Source organism: Caulobacter sp. 10L414, assembly GCF_056395525.1.
Genome location: NZ_JBFTJR010000041.1, coordinates 25974 through 50697, shown reverse-complemented (window position 1 = coordinate 50697; position 24724 = coordinate 25974). Strand labels below are relative to the sequence as shown.

At 69.3% G+C, this 24724-nt stretch carries 24 protein-coding genes; 14 read left to right on the top strand and 10 right to left on the bottom strand.

Features of this window, described 5'->3' with window-relative positions:
* Window positions 1-335: 335 nt before the first annotated feature.
* Window positions 336-629: a GIY-YIG nuclease family protein gene (locus tag AC1DCG_RS16740; protein ID WP_477028660.1), complete on the bottom strand. Its 294-nt coding sequence runs from the start codon at window positions 627-629 to the stop codon at window positions 336-338.
* A 652-nt stretch (window positions 630-1281) separates the two neighbouring features.
* On the opposite strand from AC1DCG_RS16740, the gene AC1DCG_RS16735 reads away from it, so the two are divergent.
* Window positions 1282-2091 (top strand): hypothetical protein, encoded by an 810-nt coding sequence (locus tag AC1DCG_RS16735; RefSeq protein ID WP_477028658.1) that lies wholly within the window; start codon window positions 1282-1284, stop codon window positions 2089-2091.
* Between the two features lie 78 nt (window positions 2092-2169).
* Here AC1DCG_RS16735 and lpdA read toward each other — a convergent pair whose 3' ends face one another.
* Window positions 2170-3573, bottom strand: coding sequence for a dihydrolipoyl dehydrogenase (gene lpdA / locus AC1DCG_RS16730; protein WP_477036753.1), 1404 nt, complete (start codon window positions 3571-3573; stop codon window positions 2170-2172).
* A 431-nt stretch (window positions 3574-4004) separates the two neighbouring features.
* Here lpdA and AC1DCG_RS16725 point away from each other — a divergent pair, with 431 nt between their 5' ends.
* Both AC1DCG_RS16725 and AC1DCG_RS16720 read left to right on the top strand, forming a co-directional pair.
* A complete protein-coding gene (locus tag AC1DCG_RS16725; protein ID WP_165262659.1) occupies window positions 4005-5450 on the top strand; it encodes a S10 family peptidase in 1446 nt (481 codons plus the stop codon).
* 206 nt (window positions 5451-5656) lie between these two features.
* The gene (locus AC1DCG_RS16720) at window positions 5657-8059 is read left to right on the top strand and encodes a TonB-dependent receptor (protein ID WP_477028656.1); all 2403 of its coding nucleotides are present in this window, start codon (window positions 5657-5659) and stop codon (window positions 8057-8059) included.
* Window positions 8060-8123: 64 nt separating this feature from the next.
* On the opposite strand, the gene AC1DCG_RS16715 is transcribed toward AC1DCG_RS16720, so the two are convergent.
* Entirely contained in the window at window positions 8124-8873 is a 750-nt protein-coding gene (locus AC1DCG_RS16715; RefSeq protein ID WP_477036752.1) for an SDR family oxidoreductase, read from the bottom strand.
* A gap of 74 nt (window positions 8874-8947) precedes the next feature.
* A complete protein-coding gene (locus AC1DCG_RS16710; protein ID WP_477028654.1) occupies window positions 8948-9574 on the bottom strand; it encodes a helix-turn-helix domain-containing protein in 627 nt (208 codons plus the stop codon).
* 233 nt (window positions 9575-9807) lie between these two features.
* Between AC1DCG_RS16710 and AC1DCG_RS16705 the strand changes: the two genes are divergently transcribed.
* The gene (locus AC1DCG_RS16705; protein ID WP_477041569.1) at window positions 9808-10362 is read left to right on the top strand and encodes a redoxin family protein; all 555 of its coding nucleotides are present in this window, start codon (window positions 9808-9810) and stop codon (window positions 10360-10362) included.
* A gap of 172 nt (window positions 10363-10534) precedes the next feature.
* On the opposite strand, the gene ppk2 is transcribed toward AC1DCG_RS16705, so the two are convergent.
* The gene (gene ppk2, locus AC1DCG_RS16700; protein ID WP_477028652.1) at window positions 10535-11311 is read right to left on the bottom strand and encodes a polyphosphate kinase 2; all 777 of its coding nucleotides are present in this window, start codon (window positions 11309-11311) and stop codon (window positions 10535-10537) included.
* A 63-nt stretch (window positions 11312-11374) separates the two neighbouring features.
* Here ppk2 and AC1DCG_RS16695 point away from each other — a divergent pair, with 63 nt between their 5' ends.
* Together AC1DCG_RS16695 and AC1DCG_RS16690 are read left to right on the top strand one after the other, a co-directional pair.
* The gene (locus AC1DCG_RS16695; RefSeq protein ID WP_477028651.1) at window positions 11375-12091 is read left to right on the top strand and encodes a 16S rRNA (uracil(1498)-N(3))-methyltransferase; all 717 of its coding nucleotides are present in this window, start codon (window positions 11375-11377) and stop codon (window positions 12089-12091) included.
* Window positions 12092-12249: 158 nt separating this feature from the next.
* Entirely contained in the window at window positions 12250-13611 is a 1362-nt protein-coding gene (locus AC1DCG_RS16690; protein ID WP_165262591.1) for a glutamate--cysteine ligase, read from the top strand.
* Between the two features lie 37 nt (window positions 13612-13648).
* Here AC1DCG_RS16690 and AC1DCG_RS16685 read toward each other — a convergent pair whose 3' ends face one another.
* Together AC1DCG_RS16685 and gloB are read right to left on the bottom strand one after the other, a co-directional pair.
* Complete coding sequence (locus AC1DCG_RS16685; protein ID WP_477028650.1) at window positions 13649-14101, bottom strand: cupin domain-containing protein; 453 nt, start codon at window positions 14099-14101, stop codon at window positions 13649-13651.
* A 5-nt stretch (window positions 14102-14106) separates the two neighbouring features.
* On the bottom strand, window positions 14107-14853 hold the full coding sequence (gene gloB / locus AC1DCG_RS16680) for a hydroxyacylglutathione hydrolase (RefSeq protein ID WP_477028649.1): 747 nt from the start codon (window positions 14851-14853) through the stop codon (window positions 14107-14109).
* Window positions 14854-14943: 90 nt separating this feature from the next.
* Here gloB and AC1DCG_RS16675 point away from each other — a divergent pair, with 90 nt between their 5' ends.
* The 4 genes from AC1DCG_RS16675 to AC1DCG_RS16660 all read left to right on the top strand — a co-directional run bounded on the left by AC1DCG_RS16675 (window position 14944) and on the right by AC1DCG_RS16660 (window position 19214).
* Complete coding sequence (locus AC1DCG_RS16675) at window positions 14944-15759, top strand: class I SAM-dependent methyltransferase (protein WP_165262597.1); 816 nt, start codon at window positions 14944-14946, stop codon at window positions 15757-15759.
* Between the two features lie 28 nt (window positions 15760-15787).
* Window positions 15788-16132 carry a P-II family nitrogen regulator gene (locus tag AC1DCG_RS16670; RefSeq protein ID WP_058348648.1) on the top strand — a complete coding sequence of 115 codons (345 nt, stop codon included), beginning with the start codon at window positions 15788-15790 and terminating at the stop codon, window positions 16130-16132.
* A 103-nt stretch (window positions 16133-16235) separates the two neighbouring features.
* Window positions 16236-17744, top strand: a complete 1509-nt coding sequence (locus AC1DCG_RS16665) for a phospholipase D-like domain-containing protein (RefSeq protein ID WP_477028648.1) — start codon at window positions 16236-16238, stop codon at window positions 17742-17744.
* 102 nt (window positions 17745-17846) lie between these two features.
* Window positions 17847-19214, top strand: a complete 1368-nt coding sequence (locus tag AC1DCG_RS16660) for a hypothetical protein (protein ID WP_477041568.1) — start codon at window positions 17847-17849, stop codon at window positions 19212-19214.
* A 16-nt stretch (window positions 19215-19230) separates the two neighbouring features.
* Here AC1DCG_RS16660 and AC1DCG_RS16655 read toward each other — a convergent pair whose 3' ends face one another.
* The 3 genes from AC1DCG_RS16655 to metX all read right to left on the bottom strand — a co-directional run bounded on the left by AC1DCG_RS16655 (window position 19231) and on the right by metX (window position 21942).
* A complete protein-coding gene (locus AC1DCG_RS16655; protein WP_165262603.1) occupies window positions 19231-19977 on the bottom strand; it encodes an endonuclease/exonuclease/phosphatase family protein in 747 nt (248 codons plus the stop codon).
* Window positions 19974-20636, bottom strand: coding sequence for a methionine biosynthesis protein MetW (gene metW / locus AC1DCG_RS16650; RefSeq protein ID WP_477028646.1), 663 nt, complete (start codon window positions 20634-20636; stop codon window positions 19974-19976). The genes AC1DCG_RS16655 and metW overlap by 4 nt, the downstream gene beginning before the upstream one ends.
* 148 nt (window positions 20637-20784) lie before the next feature.
* Complete coding sequence (gene metX, locus AC1DCG_RS16645) at window positions 20785-21942, bottom strand: homoserine O-acetyltransferase MetX (RefSeq protein WP_477028645.1); 1158 nt, start codon at window positions 21940-21942, stop codon at window positions 20785-20787.
* Window positions 21943-22077: 135 nt separating this feature from the next.
* Between metX and AC1DCG_RS16640 the strand changes: the two genes are divergently transcribed.
* Genes AC1DCG_RS16640 through AC1DCG_RS16625 form a run of 4 tightly spaced genes read left to right on the top strand, consistent with a single transcriptional unit; the run spans window position 22078 to window position 24723 of the window.
* Window positions 22078-22590: a SixA phosphatase family protein gene (locus tag AC1DCG_RS16640; protein WP_477028644.1), complete on the top strand. Its 513-nt coding sequence runs from the start codon at window positions 22078-22080 to the stop codon at window positions 22588-22590.
* A complete protein-coding gene (locus AC1DCG_RS16635) occupies window positions 22587-22925 on the top strand; it encodes a DUF952 domain-containing protein (protein WP_477028643.1) in 339 nt (112 codons plus the stop codon). Before AC1DCG_RS16640 ends, AC1DCG_RS16635 begins: the two co-directional genes overlap by 4 nt.
* Complete coding sequence (locus AC1DCG_RS16630) at window positions 22925-23992, top strand: quinone-dependent dihydroorotate dehydrogenase (RefSeq protein WP_477028642.1); 1068 nt, start codon at window positions 22925-22927, stop codon at window positions 23990-23992. Before AC1DCG_RS16635 ends, AC1DCG_RS16630 begins: the two co-directional genes overlap by 1 nt.
* Window positions 23989-24723: a TVP38/TMEM64 family protein gene (locus AC1DCG_RS16625; RefSeq protein WP_477041567.1), complete on the top strand. Its 735-nt coding sequence runs from the start codon at window positions 23989-23991 to the stop codon at window positions 24721-24723. The genes AC1DCG_RS16630 and AC1DCG_RS16625 overlap by 4 nt, the downstream gene beginning before the upstream one ends.
* Window position 24724 lies beyond the last annotated feature (1 nt).

Here is a 24724-nt window from a genome sequence, read left to right as displayed (position 1 = left end):
CGCCGCCCCCGGTGTCGCGTCCGGCTCCGGCCGCCGCCAAGCCGGCCGTGTCGCTGGCCGGCGCCGACAGCCGCCCGGGCGTCAATCCGGTCCGCTCGGCCCAGGCCAAGCTCGCCGCCTTCGCCTCGTCGGCCCCGGCCGCCAGCAGCGACGACTGGGAAGAATTCTGATCGCGTAACACGCCCCGCGTATCGGGGGCGTATCCTCCCTGAACTTAAGACCCCGCCGGTGAAAGCCGGCGGGGTTTTTGTTTGCTCAAGCTCGCACACCTAGTCTCGTCATCCCGGCCGAAGCGCAGCGTAGAGCCGGGACCCAGGGGCCAGGCGCAGGACCGTTCAGCAGTTCAGAGTCTCGTACAGATCAAGCCATTGCGGGTTCATCGCCTCGATCAGCTCCAGCTTCCATGCCCGCCGCCAGCGCTTGATCAGCTTTTCGCGCCGGATCGCCGCGCCGATCTCGTCGTGAACCTCGTACCAGACGAGCCGGGTCACCCCGTACTTGCGGGTGAAGCCCGACGCCAGCATCTCGCGATGCTCCCAGATCCGGCGCGACAGGTCGTTGGTGACGCCCACATAGAGCGTGCCGTTGCGATCGCTAGCCAGGATGTAGACATAGGAAACGCGCTCCATTTCGCCCCCTAAATTTGGAACAAAACAGAAATACGGAGGCGTTGCGGGCGCAATGCCGGCGGCCCCTGGGTCCCGGCTCTCCGCGCTTCGCGCTCCGGCCGGGATGACGAACTAAATTAGCTTGGGAACGAGCCTATCGGCTCGCCTTCATCGGCGCGTCCACCGCGCAGCCGTCAATGGTCCGCAGGACGGCGTAGCGGCCCTTGGGGCGGGGCTCCCTGGCCAGCGGACGGAGGGGATCGACCCGTTCCTTCTTTTCCAGCGTGAAGGTCGTCTCGCCGCCAGGGCAGCCGCGTTTCACGACGGGGAGCGCATTAGCCCCGACCGCGCGGGGCGGATCGACGGGCGCCGCCTGCACCGCAGCGGCCAGCAGCGGGTGGACAAGAGCATGGCGGGTCTCCGTTGCCGAACTCCGCCACTCTACGTCCGATTGCCTGGATGCGTCTTCAACTTACCGGATCGGCTGACGGCGAGACGCGGCGGTGTGCGGCCTGATTTCGACCAGGCGTCTCAAACTGAGCCGTCCCCCGCCGATGCTGTTGCGTCGCTAAGGCCGTGGCGCAATTTGAGATTGATTGGAGGGCCGACACACGCTGGCCGCCCGCCGATCCGCGCCATTCACTGACCACGCCATGCACTGGGGGAAACGCCAATGACGACCGGGACCACGACCGACAACCTCTTCGCCGACATCGCCGCCATCAGTTACGTTCTGAGCGACACCTGGATGGGCAACGCCCAGGTCGGGGTCTGGAACTCCGAAATCTCGGTCATGGGCAAGTCGATATCGGTTCAGCAGCCGAACAGCACCGACATCTACGACTACTTCCTGATCGAGCTGGTCGGCCAGAGCTCGCTGACCGTCAACCAGGGCAACCGCCCGCCCGCCGGCTACGGCCTCAACATCGACTTCATCACGCCCAACGAACCGCCGCCGCCCGTGGAACTGATCCTCAGCTCGCCCGACACGACGGTGACCACGACGACCTACACCGACGGCATCAGCTACACCTTCAACGGAAGCATCGGCTTCTCGCCGTCCGGCCCCAGCGTCTCGATCGGCAGCTCGCAGACGATTACCAACACCACCACCAGCTCGATCGCCAGCCTCGAGGTTCTCAACCTCTCGGGCGTGGCCGGCAGCGTCGCCGGTTCCTGGGAATACATCATCGCGGCGAAGTCGCTGGAGTCGCAGGGCGCGACGCCTCTGCTGGGCCAGGTGCTGGTGCGCCGGCCGCACTCGTCGGAGCCGCTCAGGGTCAACGTCGAGGTCTCTGTCTTTTTCAGCAACAAGCACCTGCCCACCGGCCTGGACTGGAGCGGCGTCAGCCAATACTTCACCGGCTACCAGGGCGACCACATGTCGCCGCTGACGAAGGGCAACGCCAGCGTCGCCATGCTGTACACCCGCATGCTCGACGCCCCGCCGCTGCCGCTTGCGGTCGCCCAGGCCGTCGGCTGAACAACAAAAAGCCCCGCCGTCGCCGGCGGGGCTTTCCGATCTCCAGGGCGATGCCTGGCCTGTCAGGCCTGCCCGTCCTTAGGCCTGCATCGTCCAGCCTTCGACGCCCATGGCCGCCTGGCGCAGGGCTTCCGAGCGGGTCGGGTGCGGGTGGCAGGTGCGGGCGACGTCTTCCGACGAACCGCCGAACTCCATGGCCACGCAGATTTCGGCGATCATGTCGCCGACGTTGGGACCCACGGCGTGGGCGCCCAGGATGCGGTCGGTCTTGGCGTCGGCCAGCACCTTCACGAAGCCGTCGGTCTCGTGGTTGATCTTGGCGCGGCTGTTGGCCAGGAACGGGAACTTGCCGACCTTGTAGGCGACGCCCGCGGCCTTCAGTTCGTCTTCCGTCTTACCGACGGTGGCGACTTCCGGCTTGGTGTAGATGACGCCCGGGATGATGTCGTAGTTCACGTGGCCGGCCTTGCCAGCGATCAGCTCGATACAGGCCACGGCCTCGTCCTCGGCCTTGTGGGCCAGCATCGGACCCGAGGTCACGTCGCCGATCACCCAGATGCCGTCGACGCCGGTCTTGTAGTGGTCGTTGGCGATGATCCCGCGCTTGTCGGGGGTGATGCCCACGGTTTCCAGGCCCAGGCCTTGCGTGAACGGGCGACGGCCGATGGCCACCAGCACGTAGTCGGCCTGCAGGGTCTCGGCGGGACCGCCGGCGACCGGCTCCAGCGTCAGTTCGGCCTGCTTGCCCTTGTCGGCCGCGCCGGTGACCTTGGCGCCCAGCTTGAACTTAAAGCCCTGCTTGGTGAGGATCTTCTGGAAGGCGGTGGCCACTTCAGTGTCGGTGCCCGGGACGATGCGGTCCAGGTACTCGACGACGGTGACTTCGGCGCCCAGGCGACGCCACACCGAACCCAGCTCCAGGCCGATGACGCCGGCGCCGACCACGATCAGGCTCTTGGGAACCGACGGCAGCGACAGGGCGCCGGTCGAGTCGACGATGCGGCCGGCGTTGTCGATGGTCACGCCCGGCAGCGGGGTGGGCTCCGAACCCGTGGCGATGACGATGTTCTTGGTCTCGAGAACGCGTTCGCTGCCGTCTTCGGCCTTCACGACGACCTTGCCCGGCCCGTCGATGCGGCCCCAGCCCTTCACGTACTCGACCTTGTTCTTCTTCATGATGAACTCGACGCCCTTGGTCAGGGCTTCGACGCTCTCGGCCTTCTGGGCCATCATCTGGTCGAGGTTCAGCTTCGGCTTCACTTCGATGCCGAGCTTGGCGAACTCGCCGCCGGCGGCGGCTTCATAGTATTCCGAGGCGTGCAGCAGGGCCTTCGAGGGCATGCAGCCGACGTTCAGGCAGGTGCCGCCGAGCTTGCCGCGACCTTCGACAATGGCCGTCTTCAGGCCCAGCTGGCCGGCGCGGGTCGCCGCGTTGTAGCCGCCGGGGCCGCCCCCGATGATGACGACGTCGTATTGGGCCATGGGATCTTCGCCTTGCAGCAACGCGCCAGGAACGGCGCCGGACAGAATATGGTGTCGGCAAGACGCTTTGGCAGGCCTTGCCGAGGCGGGGCTACTCCTAGTGCGGCGGGGGACAAAACGGAACCCGTTTTTCGCCCTTATGCGTGATCCAGAAAGGGAAATTCCGCCTTGCAGCCCGCGTCTTGCACAGGCGCGCCCTGCTCGGCCGGCGGGCACGTTCTTGCCGCCCGCCCACTTTTCCGCGTCGTCCTTGCCGACAGCTTGGCCATGCTCTAGCCATTTCGTCCTTCACCGGAGCCCGCCATGCCGCGCGCGCTCCAAATTCAAGACGGCAAGGCGCCCCGGTTCAGGTCGAACCGGGCGGCGCTCGGGAGGCGACATTGCTCAGCACTTGGAAGTCGTGGACCGCGGGGGCGGCCCTCGCGATCGGCATGATGGCCGGCGGAAACGTCATGGCCCAGGAAGCCAAGCCCGCGCCTGAAAAGGCCCCGGCCGCCGAACTGCCGGCCTTCCCGGCCGACAAGTCGGTCAAGCAGACCACCGTCCTGGCCGGCAAGACGCTGTCCTACACCGCCACCGTCGGCTCGCTGCCGGTGCGCGACGAGAAGGGCAAGAAGATCGCCGAGGTGGTGTTCACCGCCTACACGCTGGACGGCCCGCGCGATCCCAACCGTCCGGTGACCTTCGGCTTCAACGGCGGCCCCGGCGCGGCCTCGGTCTATCTGAACTTCGCGCTGGGTCCCAAGCGCGTGCAGTTCGGCGCCGAGGGCGACAGCCCCTCGGCCCCCACCCGCCTGCAGGACAATCCGGCCAGCTGGATGGACTTCACCGACATGGTGTTCATCGACGCCGTCGGCACCGGCTTCTCGCGCAGCCTGACGACGCCCGAAGAGACCAAGAAGCGCTTCTACGGCGTCAAGCAGGACATCGACTACCTGTCGCGCATCGTCTTCGACTGGCTGGTCAAGAACGAGCGCCTGCAGTCGCCCAAGTACATCGTCGGCGAAAGCTACGGCGGCTTCCGCGGCCCGCGCCTGACCTACACCCTGCAGACCGACTACGGCGTCGGGATCAACGGCCTGGTTCTCGTCTCGCCGCTGCTGTCGAGCGCCGGCCGCACCGCCCAGGAGATCTCGCCCCTGCCGTCGATGTGGACCCTGCCGTCGATCGCCGCCGCCAAGCTGGAGCGCGACGGCAAGCTGACCCCGGCCGCCATCAAGGAGGTCGAGGACTACACCCGCGGCGAATACATGGTCGACCTGATGAAGGGCAGCGACCCGGCCGCGCTGGACCGCCTGACCACCAAGGTCTCGGCCATGACGGGCCTGGACCCCACCTATGTGCGCCGCGCCGGCGGGCGTCTGGAGACCCAGTCGTTCCTGCGCGAGGTGTTCCGCCAGACCGGCCGCCTGGGCAGCCGCTACGACAGCAACGTCACCTCGCTGGACCCCTTCCCGTTCGCCCCCGAACAGGAAATCAACGACCCGATCCTCGACTCGATCATCGCGCCGACCACCAGCGCCATCGTCGACTTCACCACCCGCACCGTCGGCTGGAAGGTCGAGGGTCGCTACGACGCGCTGTCGGGCGAGGTGAACCAGGCCTGGGACCGCGGCCGCGGCCCCGACACCGAGTCGGTCACTGACCTGCGCAAGTCGGTCTCGGTCGACCCCAAGCTGAAGGTGCTGATCGTCCACGGCTACAACGACCTGTCGTGCCCGTTCTTCGCCTCGCGCCTGGTGGTCGACGCCATGCCGGCCACGGCCAACGGCCGCGTGACGCTGTCGAACTATCCCGGCGGCCACATGTTCTACAGCCGCCCCGACAGCGGCGCGGCCTTCCGCGCCGACGTCAAGAAGCTGTACGGCGCCAACTAAGGCAACGATTTCTCACGACTTCGGAAGGCCGTCCCGGGAAACCGGGGCGGCCTTTTGCTTGTCCGCTCCGCGAGCAGGCCCGCATCCCGCCCCGCAGAAAAACTGGCCGGTCGCGGAGCCATTCTCCATTTCACCGATAGGAATAGGTAGATATCACCGCAGCCCAATCGCCGAATGGCGTTATCTCGAATTGAGGGGGCTCTCTGATGATCGCACTTTCGGCCAAGCGGCTCGGCCGCGCCGCCCTGCTGGGCGCGCTTCTGTCCACCACCGCGGGCCTGGCCCTGGCGGCCGAGGCGCCCGCCGCGCCGCTCGCCGCGCCCCCGGCCGATCCGGCGGCCGACCCGAGCGCCAACGACGACGCCAGCCTGGTCGGGCAGATCTTCGTCACCGCCCGCCGCCGTGAGGAAAGCGCCCAGGAGGTGCCGATCGCCCTGACGGTGACCTCGGCCGAGACCCTGACCCAGACCGGCGTCAACAGCATCGTCGCCCTGACCCAGCTGGTGCCGACCCTGCAGGTGCTGTCGCCCAACCCCCGCAACACCGCCCTGACCATCCGCGGCCTGGGCGCGTCCTACGGCCTGGCCAACGACGGCCTGGAGCAGGGCGTCGGCATCTATGTCGACCAGGTCTACAACTCGCGTCCGGGCGCTGCGACGCTCGACTTCATCGACATCCGCCAGATCGAGGTGCTGCGCGGCCCGCAGGGCACGCTGTTCGGCAAGAACACCACCGCCGGCGCGCTGAACATCACCACCCTGGACGCCACCCAGGACTTCGAGGCCGACGTCGAGGCCAGCTACGGCAGCCTCAACTTCCGCCAGTTCAAGGCCACGGTCGCCGGCGGCCTGATCAACGACAAGCTGGCCGCCCGCCTGTCGTTCGTCGGCACCTGGCGCGACGGCGACCTCTACAATCCCAAGAGCAACAGCTACCAGAACGCCCGGGCCAGCACCGGCTATCGCGGCCAGCTGAAGTTCACGCCGAACGACAAGCTGACGGTCAGGGTCTACGGCGACTACGCCGTCCAGCAGCCCGAGTGCTGCACCCAGGTCTACGTCACCGTCGGCACGACCCTGAAGCCCGTCGCCCAGCAGTACGCGGCCCTGGCCGCCGGCAAGAACTACACGGTCGCCAGCAAGAACCCCTACGACCGCATCTCCGACATCGACGACCCGATCCAGGCCGACCAGTGGGTCAACGGCCTGTCGGCCGTCGCCGACTACGACTTCGGCCCGGTCACCCTGACCTCGGTCACCGCCCACCGCGAATGGGACTGGGAGCCGCGCAACGACCGCGACTACACCGCGCTGGACGTCACCCGCCGCTCCAACAACCCCTCGCACCAGAAGCAGTTCAGCCAGGAGTTCCGCCTGTCCAACAACGGCGGCGGCCCGATCGACTGGACGGCCGGCCTCTACTATTTCGACCAGAACGTCACGACCCACGGCGTCACCGAGTACGGTTCGGACGCCTCCTACTGGCTGCTGCCCGCCACCAACACCCCGGCCTCGCTGCTCGAGGGCTACACGGTGTTCAACGACAGCACGATCGACACCACCAGCTACGCCGCCTTCGGCCAGCCGACCTGGAAGGTCAACGACCGCCTCAGCGTCACGCCCGGCGTTCGCTACACCCAGGAAAAGAAGGACGGGACCTACATCCAGACCACCACGGGCGGCTCGGTCACGACCGACACCGTGCTGCTCAACCGTCGCCTGGGCATCGCCCGGCCGCAGAACTTCACCGCCAAGACCGACGACGGCGCGTGGTCGGGCCAGATCGCCGTGGTCTACAAGCTGACCAAGGACGTCAACGCCTACGCCACCGTCTCCAGCGGCAACAAGTCGGGCGGCATCAACATGACGGCCCTGCCGCTGACCAGCGCCGGCACGCCCTCGCTGGCGGCCGCGGTGATCCGTCCCGAAAAGGTCACCACCGTCGACGTCGGCCTGAAGACCCAGTGGTTCGAGAACCTGGTCACCGCCAACCTCGCCGCCTTCGCCACCGACGTGAAGGACTTCCAGGCCAACGTCGTCGACAGCGGCCCCGGGGCCCTGCGCGGCTACCTGGCCAATGTCGAGAAGGTGGAGGTGCGCGGCGTCGAGCTGGACGCCTCGACCCGCTCGATCGGCGGCTTCAAGTTCTACGGCAACCTGGCCTACACCGACGGCAAGTACGCCAGCTTCAAGAACGGCCCCTGCCCGCTGGAGAAGATCGGCACGTCCACCGCCGCCTGCGACCTGTCGGGCAAGGAACTGCCGGGCCTGTCGAAGTGGGCCGGTTCGGCCGGCGCCGAGTACCGCACCAAGACCAGCCTCGGCCGCCTGACCGGCGAGGCCTATGCCGGCGTCGACGCCAGCTTCCGCTCGGCCTACTACGCCGACAGCTCGGACTCGCAGTACACCCGCATCAAGGCCTACGAGATCGTCAACCTGCGCGCCGGCTTCCAGTCGGACAGCGGCTGGGAGGCCTTCGTGTCGGTGCGCAACGCCTTCGACGCCGAGTACCTGCAGAACATCACCGTGGTCTCGGGCAATTCGGGCCTGGTCGTCGGCACCCCGGGCGACGCCCGCGCGGTCGCCTTCACCCTGCGCGCCAGCTACTAGGCGCCAGGCGCGAAACCGGAACAGGGGGCGGCCTCTCGCGAGGTCGCCCCTTTTTCTTTGGCCCCTACTTCACCGCCGCATTGCCGCCGTCGGCATAGAGGGCCGAGCCGGCGACGAAGCTGGCCATGGGGCTGGCCAGGAACAGCGCGGCGCTGGCGATCTCGTCGGGGTCGGCGATGCGCTTGAGGGCATGCAGGCCCGCGGCCCATTCCTTCTGCGCCGCATCGCCGCCCATCGGCGTATCGGTTCCGCCCGGCAGCAGGGCGTTGGCGCGGATCCCCTGCGCGGCGTAGTCGGCGGTCAGCCCCTTCACCAGGCCCATCAGCCCGGCCTTGGAGGCGCCGTAGGCGGCCATGCCGGGAATGCCGACGCTGGTCCCCACGAAGGTCGAGACGAAAACCAAGCTGCCGCCGCCGCGCGCCAGCATGGCCGGAACCTGGGCGCGCGCGCCCAGGAATGCCGAGGTCAGGTTGGCGGCCAGCACGGCGTTCCAGTCGTCCAGCGCGATGTCGGCGAGCGACGCGTAGGGGCCGACGGCCCCGGCGTTGTTGATGGCGATATCCAGGCCGCCGAACCGCTCGACGGCGGCGGCGACCAGGGCCTCGTGGGTGGCGGGGTCGACGACGTCGCCGGCGACCGCATGGACCTGTCCGCCGCGACCGCGGATCTCTTCGGCGACGACCTCCAGGGCGTGGCCGCCCCGGGCGTTGATCACCACCGCCGCGCCCTCGGCGGCCAGCCGCAGGGCGGTGGCCCGACCGATCCCCGACGACGCGCCGGTGACGATCGCGACCTTGCTGTTCAACATCGACATGCTTGCCTCCTGATTGGGAGGCCAAGGTCTAGGAAAAGGCGGCGCGGGGCGGCCACCCGGATCCTGCTGTCGCCTCAGGCGTAGGCCGGATCGGCGGCATTGATGTCGGCCGGCGCCGCGCCGCGCAGGTTCTGGCGGCGCCAGGCATTGGGGCTGATGTCGAAGGCCCGGCGGAAGCGGTTCGACAGGTGGGCCTGGTCGGAGAAACCGCAAGCAATGGCGATCCGGCCCAGCGGCTCGGCCGAGTCCAGCATCATGGTGCGGGCCTGCTCCAGGCGCAGATTGAGGATGTGGTCGCGCGGGGCCATGCCGTAGCTGGCGGCGAAGGCGCGCGAGAAGTGGCTGACGCTGAGCTTGGCGATGGCGGCCAGATCCGTCACCCGCACCGAGCCGTCGAGATTGGCGGCCAGGTGGGCGTCGATGCGGCGCATCTGCCAGGGCGCCAGGCCCCCGCGGTCCAGCTCGCCTGGCGCGGCGGCTTCCAAGAGGCGCAGGCCCTCGTGCTGGACCAGGGCCATGGCTTCCTGGATGCGGCGCTCGGCCTGGCCGCGGTCCTCGCGGGCGGTGCGCTGGGCGTCGCGCAGCAGGTCGGCGATGCGCTTGGGCAGGGCGCTGGCCTGAACGTCCTCGCGAGGGGCGAAGCTGCGCGAGGTTTCACCGATCTGGGCGGCGCGGGCGGTCATCGTCTGGGTGGCGAACATGGTCTGAAATCTCCCCTGGCGGGCCCGGCGGCCGCGGCGTCGAAGGAGAGAATGGCGGGGCTTGAATGATCGCGAAATGGAAATGATGGAAAGCTATCTTTTCCGATTACTGCATCATAATCGTGAGGTCTTGGACATTCCGGTCGTCGATTTCACAGCCGGCTTGTCCCAATCGCGGCCTGGGCCGGCGCGGCGGGGCGCCCATCTATCGGCGGCAAGCCACGAGGCCATCCATGACGCCCCCGATGACGACCAAGCCCCCGCCCCTGACCACCAGCCGCTGGTTCAACAGCAGGACCCCGCTCGACCTGCCCGCCCTCGCCGGCCGGGTGGTGGCGGTCTACGCCTTCCAGATGCTGTGCCCCGGCTGCGTGGCCAACGCCCTGCCCCAGGCCCAGCGCCTGCGCGAAGCCTTCGCCGAGGCAGACCTGGCGGTGATCGGCCTGCACACGGTGTTCGAGCACCACGAGGCCAGCACCCCGGCGGCGCTGGAGGCCTTCCTGCACGAGTACCGCATCAAGTTCCCGGTCGGGATCGACGCCCCCGACCCTAACGGCGGCCCGATCCCGCAGACCATGRCCGCCTACGCCCTGCAGGGCACGCCCAGCCTGCTGCTGTTCGACCGCCAGGGCCGCCTCGTGCACAAGCTGTTCGGCCATCCGCCCGACCTGACCCTGGGCGCGGCCGTCCAGGCCCTGGTGCAGTCGGGGGCGGTCGCGACGCCCGCAGGATCGGCCGATGCGGCGGATGGCTGCGCGGACGGCGTCTGCGCCGCGCCGGTGGGCTGAGCCGGTTTCCGCTTCATCGTTTTCATTGTCATCCCGGTCGCAGCGAAGCGGAGCGCCGGGATCTCCCACAGCTGATGAACCCGCGGGCGTGGGAGGTCCCGGCTCTACGGACCGCTGGCGCGCTCCTCCGGCCGGGATGACACATTCCTCGCGGTCCCCAAGGAAGCGCCCCCTACCGCGCCAGCCGCCCGTCGCTCAGCGCCGCCGGCTCGAAGCGGAAGATCACCTCGGGATCGGGCTCGGGCACGCCCTTGAGGATCTTCTTGCCCGCCGCGCCCGACGGCGCGGCCGCGTGCAGCAGCCAGCGGATGATGTTCAGCCGGGCGGCCTTCTTGTGGTCGGCGCGCACGCACACCCAGGGCGCGGCCTCGGTGTGGGTGCGGGTCAGCATGTCGTCGCGGGCGGCGGTGTAGTCGTCCCACTTCTCCTGGGCGACGGCGTCCAGCGAGCTGGTCTTGAAGGCCTTCAGCGGATCATCGCGCCGGGCCTTCAGCCGCAGGCCTTGCGTCTCCTTGTCGATGTCGAGCCAGAACTTCGACAGCCGCATGCCGTTCTCGACCAGCATCCGTTCGAAGCCGGGCACGTCGCGCAGGAACTGCTCCTGCTGGGCCGGCGTCGAAAAGCCCATCACCCGCTCGACCCCGGCGCGGTTGTACCAGGAGCGGTTGAAGATCACCGCCTCGCCGCAGGCCGGCAGCCATTCCACATAGCGCTGGAAGTACCACTCGCTGGCCTCGCGGTCGCTGGGCTTGGGCAGGGCCGCCACGATGGTCTGGCGGCGGTGCAGGTGCTCGGTGATGCGGGCGATGGCCCCGTCCTTGCCCGCCGCGTCGCGGCCTTCGAAGATCGCCAGAAGCTTCCACTGCTTGTCGATGGCGTGCTTCTGCAGGGCGATCAGCGCCACCTGCAGGTCGCGCAGTTCCTCGTCGTAGTCGCGGGTCCTGGTCATGCCCACTCCTTGCTGCTGGCCGGAGCCTACCCCCGAAACCGAAACCTGGGCTAGAAGGAGCGCATGATCCGTCTTTTCGTGCCCCAGCCGCTGTCCAAGGACGCCGGAATCGCTCCGACCCAGGAGCAGTCGCGCTATCTCGTCCAGGTCATGCGCCTTGGCGTCGGCGACGTGATCCTGGTGTTCAACGGGACCGACGGCGAGTGGCGCGCCAGCCTGGTCGACGCCGGCAAGCGCGGCTGCCTCCTGAAGGCCGAGGAACAGACCCGCGAGCAGACCACCCCGCCCGACCTTGATCTGGTCGTCGCCATGGTCAAGCGCGGCCGGGTCGAGACCATCGTCGAGAAGGCCGCCGAGCTGGGCGCCCGCCGCGTGCGCCTGACGGTCACCCGCCGCACCAATGTCGACTACATGAAGCTGGCCCGCCTGGACGCCATCGCCATGGAGGCCGCCGAGCAGACCGGACGCCTGGACGTGCCGGCGATCCTGGATCCCGAGAAGCTCGACAAGATCCTCGACGGCTGGGACGAGAGCCGGCGCCTGGTGTTCTGCGACGAGGGCGGCGACGCCAGACCCGCCATCGAGGCCCTGGCCGGCACGGGCGGCCCCGCCGCCATCCTGATCGGCCCCGAAGGCGGCTTCGCCCCCGAGGAGCGCGAACGCCTGCGCTCCCTGCCCTTCGTCACCCCCGTGTCGCTGGGCCCGCGCATCCTGCGCGCCGACACCGCCGCCATCAGCGCCATGACCCTGTGGCAGGCCGCGGCGGGGGACTGGCGCTAGGTCTCCCTCTCCCCTGAGACCGAACGGTAACGCTAATTGTAGCGGACCCTCTTGAGGTCGGCTAAGACAGCGCCCAACTGCGCTCCACGCGTTTCGTGGCGGTCGGGGGGAATTGGGCCCCTCCCCTCCTGTGGCGTTCGATTTTAGGGGAGACGGCGATGGCCGACACCGCCAGCCTGGATCAGCGCCCGCTGACCCTCGAAGACCTGACCGCCTATTTCGCCAAGGGTTGCAAGCCGAGATCGGCCTTCCGCGTCGGCGCCGAGCACGAGAAGTTCGGCTTCTATCTCGGCTCCCATGCGCCGGTGCCCTACGAGGGCGACAAGGGCGTGCACGCCCTGCTCGTGGGCCTGCAGCGCTTCGGCTGGAAGCCGGTGATGGAGGGCGATGTGATCATCGGCCTCGAGCGCAACGGCGCCAATGTCAGCCTGGAGCCCGGCGGCCAGTTCGAGCTTTCCGGCGCCCCGCTGCTGACCATGCACGACATCTGCGAGGAGACCGGCGGCCACCTCGACGAGGTCAAGGCCGTGGCCGACGAGCTGGGCCTGGGCTTCCTGGGGGTAGGCTTCTCGCCGCAGTGGAAGCGCGAGGAGGTGCCGGTCATGCCCAAGGGCCGGTACGTGATCATGCGCAACTACATGCCCAAGGTCGGCAATCTGGGCCTCGACATGATGCTGCGCACCTGCACGGTGCAGGCCAATCTCGACTTCGAGAGCGAAGCCGACATGGTCGCCAAGTTCCGCATGAGCCTGGCCCTGCAGCCGATCGCCACGGCGCTGTTCGCCAATTCTCCGTTCACGGAAGGCAAGCCCAACGGCTTCCTCTCCGCCCGCGCCAACGTCTGGACCGACACCGATCCCAACCGCACGGGCCTGCTCGACTTCGTGTTCCAGGACGGCTTCGGCTTCGAGCGCTACGCCCAGTACATGCTGGACGTGCCGATGTACTTCGCCAAGCGCGGCGATCGCTACATCGACCTGGCCGGCCGCTCGTTCCGTGACTTCATCGACGGCAAGATCGAGGAAGTCGGCGGCGAGCGCGCCAGCCTCAAGGACTGGGCCGACCACGCCACCACGGCGTTCCCCGAGGTGCGCCTGAAGACCTATCTGGAAATGCGCGGCGCCGACGCGGGTCCGTGGAGCCGCCTGTGCGCCCTGCCGGCCCTGTGGACCGGCGTGTTCTACGACGACGCGGCCCTGGCTGCGGCCTGGGACCTGGCCAAGGACTGGACGGTCGAAGACCGCGAGGGCCTGCGCCGCGACGTGCCCAAGCTGGGCCTCAAGGCGCAGGTCGCCGGCCGCAGCGTGCAGGACGTCGCCAAGGACTTCGTCGCCATCGCCAAGCAGGGCCTGAAGGCCCGCGCCCAGCTGAACGGCGGCTTCCTGGACGAGACGATCTATCTGGGCGAACTGGAAGAGATCGCCGACAGCGGCGTCACCCCCGCCGAACGCCTGCTGGAGAAGTTCCACGGCCCGTGGGGCGGCGACATCGGCAAACTGTTCGACGAAGGCGCCTACTGAGAAGGAAGGCCCCCTCCCCCGAGGGGGGGTCTCTAGCCTAGACCTTGGGCCGCCAGTCTTCCGGCGCCAGTTCGAAGCCCTCGAACCGGAAGCCCGGCGCGACGGTGCAGCCAACCAGGGTCCAGGCCCCCAGCGACACGGCCGTCTGCCACCAGCCGACCGGCACCACCACCTGCGGGCGGCAGCCGGCGCGCAGGTCCGGACCCAGGGTGTGGGGCGTCGCGCCGACGCCGTCGGGCGGCGACAGGGTCAGGCGGATCGGGGCGCCGGCGTACCAGTGCCAGACCTCGACCGCGTCGATGCGATGCCAAGCCGACATCTGCTCGGCTTCCAGGAGGTAGTAGATCGCCGTCGAGGCCGGGCGGCCTTCGGCGTTCGGCGCGTCCTCGAACATGCGCACGTACCAGCCGCCCTCGGGGTGGGGCTGCATGCCCAGCAGTCGCACGATCTCCTTCGCGCCCAGATCGCCCGAAATCCCCGCAACGCTCATCGAACTCATCCCTTGAAACTGTCCTTGGCCGCGCGGATCTCGGCGAACGCCTGGGCGGGCGCAAGGCCCGGCCGCAACGCCGGGGCGCGCAGGAACGGATTGGTGGCCTTCTCCAGGCCGATGGTGGTGGGCACGGTGGCCTCGCCGCGCTCGCGGGCGGCGAACACCTGGTCGGCCCGCGCCCTCAACGCCGGATCGTCGTCGACCGACAGGGCGAAGCGGGCGTTGGAGGCGGTGTACTCGTGGGCGCAGTAGACGACGGTGTCGTCGGGCAGGGCCGCCAGCCGCGACAGCGAGGCCCACATCTGCTCGGGATCGCCCTCGAACATCCGGCCGCAGCCGAGGGCGAACAGGGTGTCGCCGACAAAGGCCACGCCGCCCTCGGCGTCGTAATAGGCAAGATGGCCCAAGGTGTGGCCCCCGCTGTCGATCACCGTCAGCTGGGTCTCGCCCAGCAGAACGGTCTCGCCCGGGCGCGCCTCGTGGTGCACTGGCGCGATGCGCGTCACCTCCTGCGGACCGATGATGGTCGCGCCGGTGGCGGCGTAGAGCTTCTCGTTGCCGCCCGCGTGGTCGGGGTGCCAGTGGGTGTTGAGGATGAAGTCGAGCTCCCAGCCCAACTTTTCCAGCTGCAGCAGGATGGCGTCGGCGTCCGGCGTGTCGATGCAGGCGGTCTTGCCGCTCGCCAGGTCGCGCACGAGAAAGCCGTAATTGTCGGAGAGGCAGGGAAACTGGTGGATTTGCAGCGGCATGCGATCGGCCTCGGTCACGGACTGGGTCGGCGGGCGTGACGCGGAGGATTCGCCCGCCTACATAGATGGCCTCGACGCCACGGAGAGACAATGCGCCGCGACGTGCTCGACCTCAGAGCCTTCTACGCCGCCCCGCTGGGCCGGGTGGCGCGGGAGATGCTCGGCCGCAAGGTGGCCGAGGCCTGGGGCGACGCCAACGGCCTGGACGTGCTGGGCCTGGGCTACGCCACGCCCTTCCTCGACGAGTGCCGCGCCAAGGCCCGCCGGGTGGTGGCCGCCATGCCGGCCACCCAAGGGGTAGAAGTCTGGCCCGTGGGCGAGCGCAACCAGGCCGCCCTGGTCGAAGAGACCGCCCTGCCCTTTCCCAACGCCATGTTCGACCGGATCCTGGCCGTCCACGCGCTGGAAGAGGCCGACGATCCGCTGGCCGTGCTGCGCGAGCTGTGGCGGGTGATGGCCCCGTCCGGCCGCCTGATCGTCGCCGTGGCCTCGCGCGACGGCGTCTGGGCCCGCGCCGAGGGCACCCCGTTCGGCCACGGCCGCCCGTTCAGCCGCGGCCAGCTGGAAAGCCTGCTGCGCGAAGCCGACCTGGAGCCCGCCGGCTGGACCCGGGCGCTCTATGCGCCGCCCGCCGGCTTCACCGTCGGCTGGGCCGAGGGCTTCGAGCAGGTCGGCGCGCGCCTCTGGCCGCGCTTCGCCGGCCTGATCCTGATGGAAGCGGTCAAGCAGACCTTCGCGGTCAAGCCGCGCGGCAGCCGGGCTCGCGCCCGGGTGTTCGCCCCGGTCATGCCGCCCGCGCCGGCCGGCGTGGCGCCTGTTCGAAAGGCGCCGGGAACCGTAAGGACCGGAATACTATTGGAAGCTGTGGCGCCAGGGCCTAGCCTTGAGTCGCCGACACAGCCGTAAACCGGCCGCGTAAAGGGGAATTCGCGCCATGAAGATGATCGTCGCCGTTATCAAGCCCAGCCGCCTGGACGCCGTGCTGGAGGCGGTCACCGAGGCGGGCGCGTCGGGCCTGACGGTGACCGAGGTGCGCGGCTACGGCCGCCAGAAGGGCAAGACCGAAGTCTATCGCGGCGCCGAGTACGAGGTGAAGCTGCTGCCGAAGGTGAAGCTGGAGATCGCCGTGCCCACCGACGTGGCCGACGCGGTCATCGAGGCCCTGCAGCGCACCGCCAACACCGGCAAGATCGGCGACGGCAAGGTGTTCGTCCTCGACCTGGAACAGGCCCTGCGCATCCGCACGGGCGAGCGCGACGCGGCCGCCATCGCCGGCTGATCCGCCGCGACGCGCGGTCGGATGATTTGGGACAAGCCGCGGCCACAAGCGGAGCCTTACACTGCCCCGTGCGTTTCAGTGGCAGTACGGGCGTAGGGGCGACATGGCCGAGATCGAAACCGTCTTCACGCCCGGCTCGACCTGCTGGCGGGTCGAGACCGCCGAACGCCTGGCGCTGTTCATCGACAACGACGAGGCCTTCGACGCCCTGAAGGCCCTGCTGCTGTCGGCCAAGCACTCGATCTGGATCCTGGCCTGGGTGTTCGATCCGCTCACGCGGCTGGACCCCGACCGGGTGAAGAGGAGCCGCGACCCCGTCCACGCCGACCGCATCGGCCTGTTGCTGCGGCGGCAGGCGGCGCTGAACCCGGCGCTGGACGTGCGGGTGCTGGCCTGGGACATGCCGTTCCCGATCGCCGCCTCGCAGCTGTTCGGCCCGCAGCGGGGCGCGGCCTTCTTCGCCGGCTCCAAGGTCAAGTACCGGCTGGACAACACCCTGCCGGCCAGCGCCAGCCACCACCAGAAGGTGGTCGTGGTCGACGGCGTCACGGCCCTGGTCAGCGGCGGCGACATCGGCGTCGACCGCTGGGACACCACCGCCCACCTCGACAACGACCCGCGCCGGCGCCTGCCGACCGGCCACCATTATCCGGCCCGCCACGAGGTCGCCGCCCTGGTCGACGGGCCGGTCGCCGGCGCCTTGGCGCAGCTGTTCGCCGAGCGCTGGCGCAAGGCCACCGGCGAGACCCTGGATCCGCCCGAGCGCCCGCTGACCACGCCCTGGCCCGAACACCTGGCGCCGCTGCTGCGCCGCCTGCCGGTGGCCATCGCCCGCACCCAGCCGCACTGGCGCCGCGACGCCGAGATCAACGAGTGCCTGCTGCTGCACCTGGAGATGATCCGCACGGCCCAGTGGCTGATCTATATCGAAAACCAGTACCTGACCTCGCCGATCGTGGTCGAAGCCCTGGCCGAGCGCCTGGCCGAACCCGACGGCCCCGAGGTGGTGACGGTGGGCCCCGCGCGCAGCCCCAGCTATTTCGACCAGGTCACCATGGACAGCGCCCGCACCGCGGCGATCAACCGCCTGCGCGAGGTCGACGTCCACGGCCGCTTCTTCGCCTTCAGCGCCCGCACGCCCAAGGGCGCGCCGATCATCGTCCATTCCAAGGTGGCGGTCGCCGACGACCGGGTGCTGCGCCTGGGCTCGGCCAACCTCAACAACCGCTCGATCGGCCTCGACACCGAGTGCGACATCGGCTTCGAGTCCCGCGACGAGGACCAGCGCCTGGCCATCGCCGCGTTCCTGGGCCGGCTGATCGGCCACTTCCTGGGGGTCGAGACGGAAAGCGTGCTGGAGGCCTTCATCGAGCACGGCGGCCTTGGCCCCGCCATCGAGGCCCTGGACGGCAAGTCCGGCCCGCGCCGGCTGGAGCCGGTGGGCGTCATGCCGCTGAAGGGGATGAAGAAGTTCGTCGCCGACTGGAGCCTGGGCGACGCGATCGCCCCCGACGACGCCTGGCGCCCCTGGGGCCGCCGCAAGCGCCTCAAGCACGACCTGGCCAGGCTGACGGCGCCGCCGCCGGAGCCGCCAGAGCACCTGCAGCTTTAGGCGGCGCCGCCGCAAATGCCCTCATGGGTGCATAATTAGTTCAATTCAACCCTTCCGGGACCATGTAAGCTCAAGCTTGCAAAATCTGCCAGGGAGGGACCGATGCGACTGTCGGCTAGTGCCTGTGGCGTTCTGGTTGCGGCCTCGATTTCCGGCTGCACCACTGTTCCGGACAAGCCTTATCACCCCGTGGCCTGCGGCTCTAAGGACTGCACGCCCGAGGAACTGGATCTGGCTACCGGCTCCAGGACCGTTCAAGTCCGGGGCGACGGCTGGCTCACCCAGCCTTGCGCTCGCTCGGCCTACTTTCCGATGACCTACGACCAGGCATGGCTCGAGGTGAAGGAAGACGGCTATCTCGCCGTGCCGGCCCAGTTGCGGGCGATCGAGCGACGTATCCAGAGGGCCCATGCGAGCGGTGTTCCCGTGCTGCTTGCGGCCTATGTGCACGGCTGGAACGGCAACGCCGACGAGCGCCCCTTGAAGGACTGCCAGGCGCAGTCCGGACAGGTGAACCTGTTCTACGCCCAGATGGGACGCGTGACCGACACGGTCCAACGCCTGCACGACTCCAAGCTGATCGCTCGCAAGCCGCTGGTTATCGGCGTCTGGGTCGGCTGGCGAGGCCGCGATTATCGCGACCCGATCGGGCTGTCGGCGCYCGCGTCGCTTCTAAGCCGGGGCCGGACGGCAAACGCCATCGGCGTCCAGCGCGGCTACGACGGAGAGGGCCGCCCGTCCCTGCACGCCGCCCTGGACGAGCTTTCGAAGACGCTCAACGACCCCGCCTATCCCGAAGACAGGATGATGCTGTCGGGCCTTTCCTTCGGCGGCAGGATCATCACGCGTCTCTACCGAGATCGCCTCGAAGCCGGCGACACCACGCCTTTGGGCAAGAACAGCCTGATCGTGACGTTCAACGCGGCGGTGGGATCTGACTGCTACGAAAAGGCCCTCCAGGCCGACGCCAGCAAGGTTCCCGTCACGCCCCCGCGCTGGATCAACGTCACCAGCCGCGCCGACAGGGCTCGCCGGATCTACTACCGCATCGGCACCCTGCTGATGAAGGATGGGGATTTCTGCGATCCGTCGAGCCGGCTTCGCCGGGTCGCCATCGGCTTCGACGACGCCCAGAAGACCCACGAACTCACCTTCGTGAGCTACGCCAAGGACGTCGACGCCCCGCTCGCCAATCAGGGACCCGTGAACTGGTCGTCGACCGAGCCCGCGCACGCGCCGATCTATTACAGCCGGTGGGACGGCGTGAGCTACAGCCTCAAAAGTCGCATGTACGACATGCGCTTCCAGCGCAAAGCGCTGAACGCCGGCGCCCTGTGGGTGGTCGATACCGACCACACGGCGATCGCCAGCGCCGGGTCGCACTACAGCATCAACGACCTGCACAGCAACGTGTTCGCCACCAACCTCACGCGGCTCCTGATCACCTCGCTCTACGACCCCGGACGCTGAGCACGGGGCCTGCGCTTCACTCCCCCTCGATCTCCAGGTCGACCACTAGCGGCAGGTGGTCCGACGCCACCCTGGCCAGGGCGTCGTAGGGGGAGAACACGTTCACCGTGCGCAGGCCCTTGGTCAGGAACACGTGGTCGATGCGCATGAACGGGAAGGTCGAGGGGAAGGTCGCGGTCGGGGCCTTGCCCCAGCCGGCGGAGACGCTCTGGGCGTCGCGGGCGGCGGCCTTCAGCAGGCGGTAGGTGGCCGAATAGGGCGTGGCGTTGAAGTCGCCCAGCAGCACGCCGGGCGCCTTCCAGCGGTCGGACGACATCCAGCCCTCGCCGACCAGGGCGGCGGCCTGGCGCTTCTGCTCCTGCGGGATCAGGCCAAGGTGGGTGTTGATGATCTGCACCGGCGTGCCGCCGACCATCACCTCGATCCACAGCGCCCCGCGCGGCTCCAGCCCCGGCACGGCGCGGTAGAACGGCAGCGGGCCCGACTTGATCAGCTTCTCGGGCAGGTGGGTGAGGATGGCGTCGCCATAGAGCTCTTCCTCCACCGTCATGGCCGGGTGGAAGTGGAAGCCCATCTTCAGGAGTTCGGCCAAGCGATGGGCCTGGTCGACATGGCCGGTGCGCAGCCGGCCGACGTCGAGTTCCTGCAGGGCCACGACGTCGGGCTCGTGGGCAGAGATCACCTCGGCCACGCGTTCCACGTCGAGCCTGCGGTCGCCGCCCACGCAACGGTGGACGTTGTAGGTCATCAGCCGCAGCTTCATGGGATCAGAAGATCGCCTGAAACGGCGCTGGGTTCCACACGCTCTGCGGGCGCCCCGCGGCTGAGCAGGAAAAGACAGGTCTCCGAGCGCCAGTTCTCCAGCGCCCTGGTCGGGTCGATCGGGCGCGCCGGGCCGCTTCCGGCGAAGGCGGCGCTGGAATCCACCCGCACGCCCAGGTCCTGCGTCAGGGCCATGAAGTCGGCCAGGGTGCACAGGTGGATGTTGGGCGTCGACCACCAGGGCATGGGCAGGGCCTTGGTCTCAGGCATCCGCCCCCGGCTGATCAGCGACCAGCGCACCCGCCAGTGGCCGAAATTGGGGAACGAGACGATGGCGCGGTCGGCGATGCGCAAGAGCTCGTCCAGCACGTGGCGCGGATTGCGGGTGGCCTGAAGGGTCTGCGACAGCACCGCGTAGTCGAAGGTCTTGTCGGGGAAGTGGTCGAGGTCCTGGTCGGCGTCGCCCTGCACCACCGACAGCCCCCGCGCCATGCAGGCGGCCACGCCGTGGGCGCTGATCTCCAGCCCCCGGCCGTCGACCTCCTTCTCGCGGGTCAGCAGCTCCAGCAGCGCGCCCTCGCCGCAGCCCACGTCGAGCACGCGCGCGCCGGGACGCACCAGGCGCAGAATCTCGCGGAAGTCCTCGCGGATGAGGGTCAAAGGAACCTCCCCTTCTGGGGGAGGCGGCCGAAGGCCGGAGGGGGGCCGTTTTCAGCGTCCGAGGCGGCGGATCGCCCTTGCGGCTCTCCCCCCACCGATCGCTGCGCGATCGCCTCCCCCACAGGGGGAGGTCCCTTGAAAAACGTCCTCATCGCCCGATCCCCCTCTCGCGCTCCACCGAGGCCATGAACCCCGTCAGGGCCGCGTCCATGACCGGCTCGTCCAGCAGGAAGGCGTCGTGGCCCTTGTCGCTGTCGATCTCGGCGAAGGCCGCGCGGCAGCCGGCGGCGGTCAGGGCGCGGACGATGTGGCGGCTCTCGGCGGTCGGATAAAGCCAGTCGCTGGTGAAGCTCAGAACGCAGAACCGCACGTCGCGCGCGGCCTTGAAGGCGTTGGCCAGCACCCCGCCGTGCGGCGCGGCCAGGTCGAAATAGTCCATGGCCCGGGTGATGTAGAGATAGGAGTTGGCGTCGAACCGGTCGACGAAGGCCGCCCCCTGGTGGCGCAGGTAGCTCTCGACCTGGAAGTCGGCGTCGAAGCCCCAGGACAGGCCGTCGCGCTGCAGTTCGCGCCCGAACTTGCGCTGCAGGGCCGGCTCGGAAACATAGGTGATGTGAGCGGCCATGCGGGCCACGGCCAGGCCCTTCTCCGGCCGCGCGCCCTGGGCCGCGTAGGCCCCGCCGCGCCACTCCGGATCGGCCATGATCGCCTGGCGCCCCACCTCGTGGAAGGCGATGTTCTGGGCCGAGTGACGCGAGGTCGAGGCCACGACGACGGCGCTGAACACCCGCTGGGGGTAGTCGACAGCCCACTGCTGCACCTGCATGCCGCCCATCGAGCCGCCGACCACCGCCAGCAGGGTGTCGACCCCCAGGGCGTCGATCAGCATGGCCTGGGCCCGCACCATGTCGGCGATGGTGATGATCGGGAACGACAGGCCCCAGGCCTGCCCGGTGGCCGGATTTATCGAGGCCGGCCCCGTCGAGCCCATGCAGCCGCCGATGACGTTGGAGCAGATGATGAAGTGCCGGGCCGGATCGATCGGCTTGCCGTGGCCCACGAGGCGCGTCCACCAGCCGGGCTTGCCGGTGGCCGGATGGGTCGAGGCCACATACTGGTCGCCGGTCAGGGCGTGGCAGATCAGGACGGCGTTGGTCCCGTCCTCGTTCAGCGAGCCGTAGGTCTGGTAGGCCACCTCCAGCCCGCTGATCTTCGCGCCGGAATCCAGCACCAGCGGCCGGTCGGCGGGGAAGCGCCAGACACCGCCGCCGAGCGGCGCGGAAACGTCCAGATCAAGGTCGGCCATGTCGCCTTGGACCGCCTGTCGACGAAGGTGTCAACCATGCGCTTTGCGCCCGGCCCCGCGCCCCTTAAGAGGAGATCGTCGCCACGGCGTTTCTCGCCATTTGCCCAGCTTTAAAACCGCTTTATGGAGTGCGCCATGGACCGTCTGATCCTGATGCGCCACGGCAAGGCCGAGCGGCACGCCGCCCAGGGCGGCGACTTCGAGCGCGCGCTCGCCGAGCGCGGCCGCCAGGACGTGGCGCTGATCGCCTCGGCGCTGGCCGCCGAAGGCCTCGCGCCCGACCTCGTCCTGGTCTCGGCCGCCCGCCGCACCCGCGAGACCTGGGAGGCCGCCGCCGGCGCCTTTCCGGGCGCGACCGCCGAGGTGCTGCGCAACCTCTATCACGCCGAGGCCCAGGAGGTTCTGGCCGCCGTGCGGGAGGCCGACGCTCCGGCCGGCACGGTGATGGTGGTGGGCCACAATCCGGGCCTGCACGACCTGTCGCTGCGCCTGGCCATGGGAGCGCCCGCCGACGCCGGCGAAATGACCAAGCTGCGCGGCCGCTTCCCCACCGCCACGGCGGCGGTCTTCGACATCGATGCGTCCGGCGCCCCGCGGCTGGCGCGCGTCTTCTACGCATCCGAACACGGCGGGCACGGCGGCGAATGACCCTGGTCTACAAGATCCTTCCGAAGACGCTCTGGGACGAGGCCAAGGCGGCCGGCCGCTTTACCGGCGCCCCCATCGACCACGCCGACGGCTACATCCACCTTTCCGGCGCCGACCAGGCCCAGGAGACCGCCGCGCTCTATTTCAGGAGCCAGGAAGACCTGCTGCTGGTCGGCTTCGACGCCGACGCGCTCGGCCCCGAGCTGAAGTGGGAGGCCTCGCGCGGCGGGGCGTTGTTCCCGCACCTCTTCCGCAGCCTCGATCCGTCCGAAGCGGTGTCGGAAAAGCCTCTGTCCCTAGACGCCGACGGCGTTCCCCAACTGGGTCTCGCCTGATGAGCCTGCACGACATCGCCGCCCGCGCCCTGCACGCGCTGGATCCCGAGGACGCCCACGGCTGGGCGATCCGCGGCCTGAAGTGGGGCCTGGGCCCGCGCGACGGCGGCGTCGACGACCCGATCCTGGCCACCAGCGTCGCGGGCCTGCAACTGGCCAACTGCGTGGGCCTGGCCGCCGGTTTCGACAAGAACGCCGAGGTTCCCGACGCCATGCTGGCCGCCGGCTTCGGCTTCGTGGAGGCCGGCACGGTCACGCCGCTGGCCCAGGCCGGCAACCCGCGCCCGCGTCTGTTCCGCCTGGCCGACGACCAGGCGGTGGTCAACCGCATGGGCTTCAACAACGAGGGGCTGGAGCCCTTCGCCGCGCGCCTGGCCGCCCGCAAGCACGCCCACGCCGACCGCCTGGGCGTGTTCGGCGCCAATATCGGGGCCAACAAGGACGCCGAAGACCGCATCGGCGACTACGTCACGGGCCTGACCCGCCTGTGGGGCCTGTCGGACTACTTCACCGTCAACATCTCCTCGCCCAACACGCCGGGCCTGCGCGCCCTGCAGACCAAGGCGGCGCTGGAGGAACTGCTGGGCCGCCTGGCGCAGGCCCGCGCCGAGCTGAAGAAGGGCGGCGCCGACTATCCGATCTTCCTCAAGGTCGCCCCCGACCTGGAAGAGGGCGAGGTCGAGGCCATCGTCGAGACCGTGCTGGCCTGCGGCCTGAACGGCGTCATCGTCTCCAACACCACCATCGCCCGCCCCGACAGCCTGAAGTCGGCGCAGAAGGCCGAGGGCGGCGGCCTGTCGGGCGCGCCGCTGCTGGTCGCCTCGACCCGCGTGCTGGCCGAGTTCCACGCCGCCGCCAAGGGCCGCGTGGCGCTGATCGGGGCCGGCGGGGTGGCCAGCGGCGCCGACGCCCTGGCCAAGATCAAGGCCGGCGCCTGCGCGGTGCAGCTCTATTCGGCCCTGGTCTATGGCGGCCCGGGTCTGGTGGTCCGCATCAAGAAGGAGCTGGCCGCCCGCCTGCGCGCCGAGGGCTTCGCCAGCGTTTCGGACGCGATCGGGACCGCATGAACCCTGACCAGAGCCTGGCCTGGCTGCGACGCTTCGGACCGCTGGCGGTCCTGGCGCTGCTGCTCGTGGCGGCTCTGGCCTCGGGCCTGACCGGCAAGCTGTCGCTCGAGACCCTGCAGGCCCAGGGCGAGGCCCTGCAGGCCTTCGCCCACCATCATCCGCTGCAGTGCGCGGTGCTGTTCGTGCTGCTGTACGTGCTGGTGGTGTCGATCTCGCTGCCCGGGGCGCTGATCCTGTCGCTGAGCTCGGGCTTCCTGTTCGGGCCGTGGGGCGGGTTCCTGGCCCTGACCGGCGTGACCGGCGGCTCGACCGTTGTCTACGCGGCCTGCCGCACGGCCTTCGGCGACTTCCTGCGCCGCCGGCCCGGCGCGCTGCTGACCCGCATCGAGGAAGGGTTCAAGGCCGACGCCTTCTCCTACCTTCTGACCCTGCGGCTGATCCCGGCCTTCCCGCTGMTGCTGGTCAACGTGGCCTCGGGCCTGATGAAGATCCCGCTGCGMACCTACCTGCTGGCCTCGGTGCTGGGCATGGCGCCCAGCTCGTTCGTCTATGCCGGGATCGGTTCGGGCCTGGGCCATCTGTTCGCCGAGGGCGATCCGGTGACCATCGCCACCCTGGCCTCGCCGCGCATCTACCTGCCGATCATCGGCCTGGGCGTCCTGGCCCTGTTGCCCCCGCTTTGGAAGGCCGCGCGCAGGCGCCGCGTTGCCCCCGCCGCCGACGTGAAGTAAC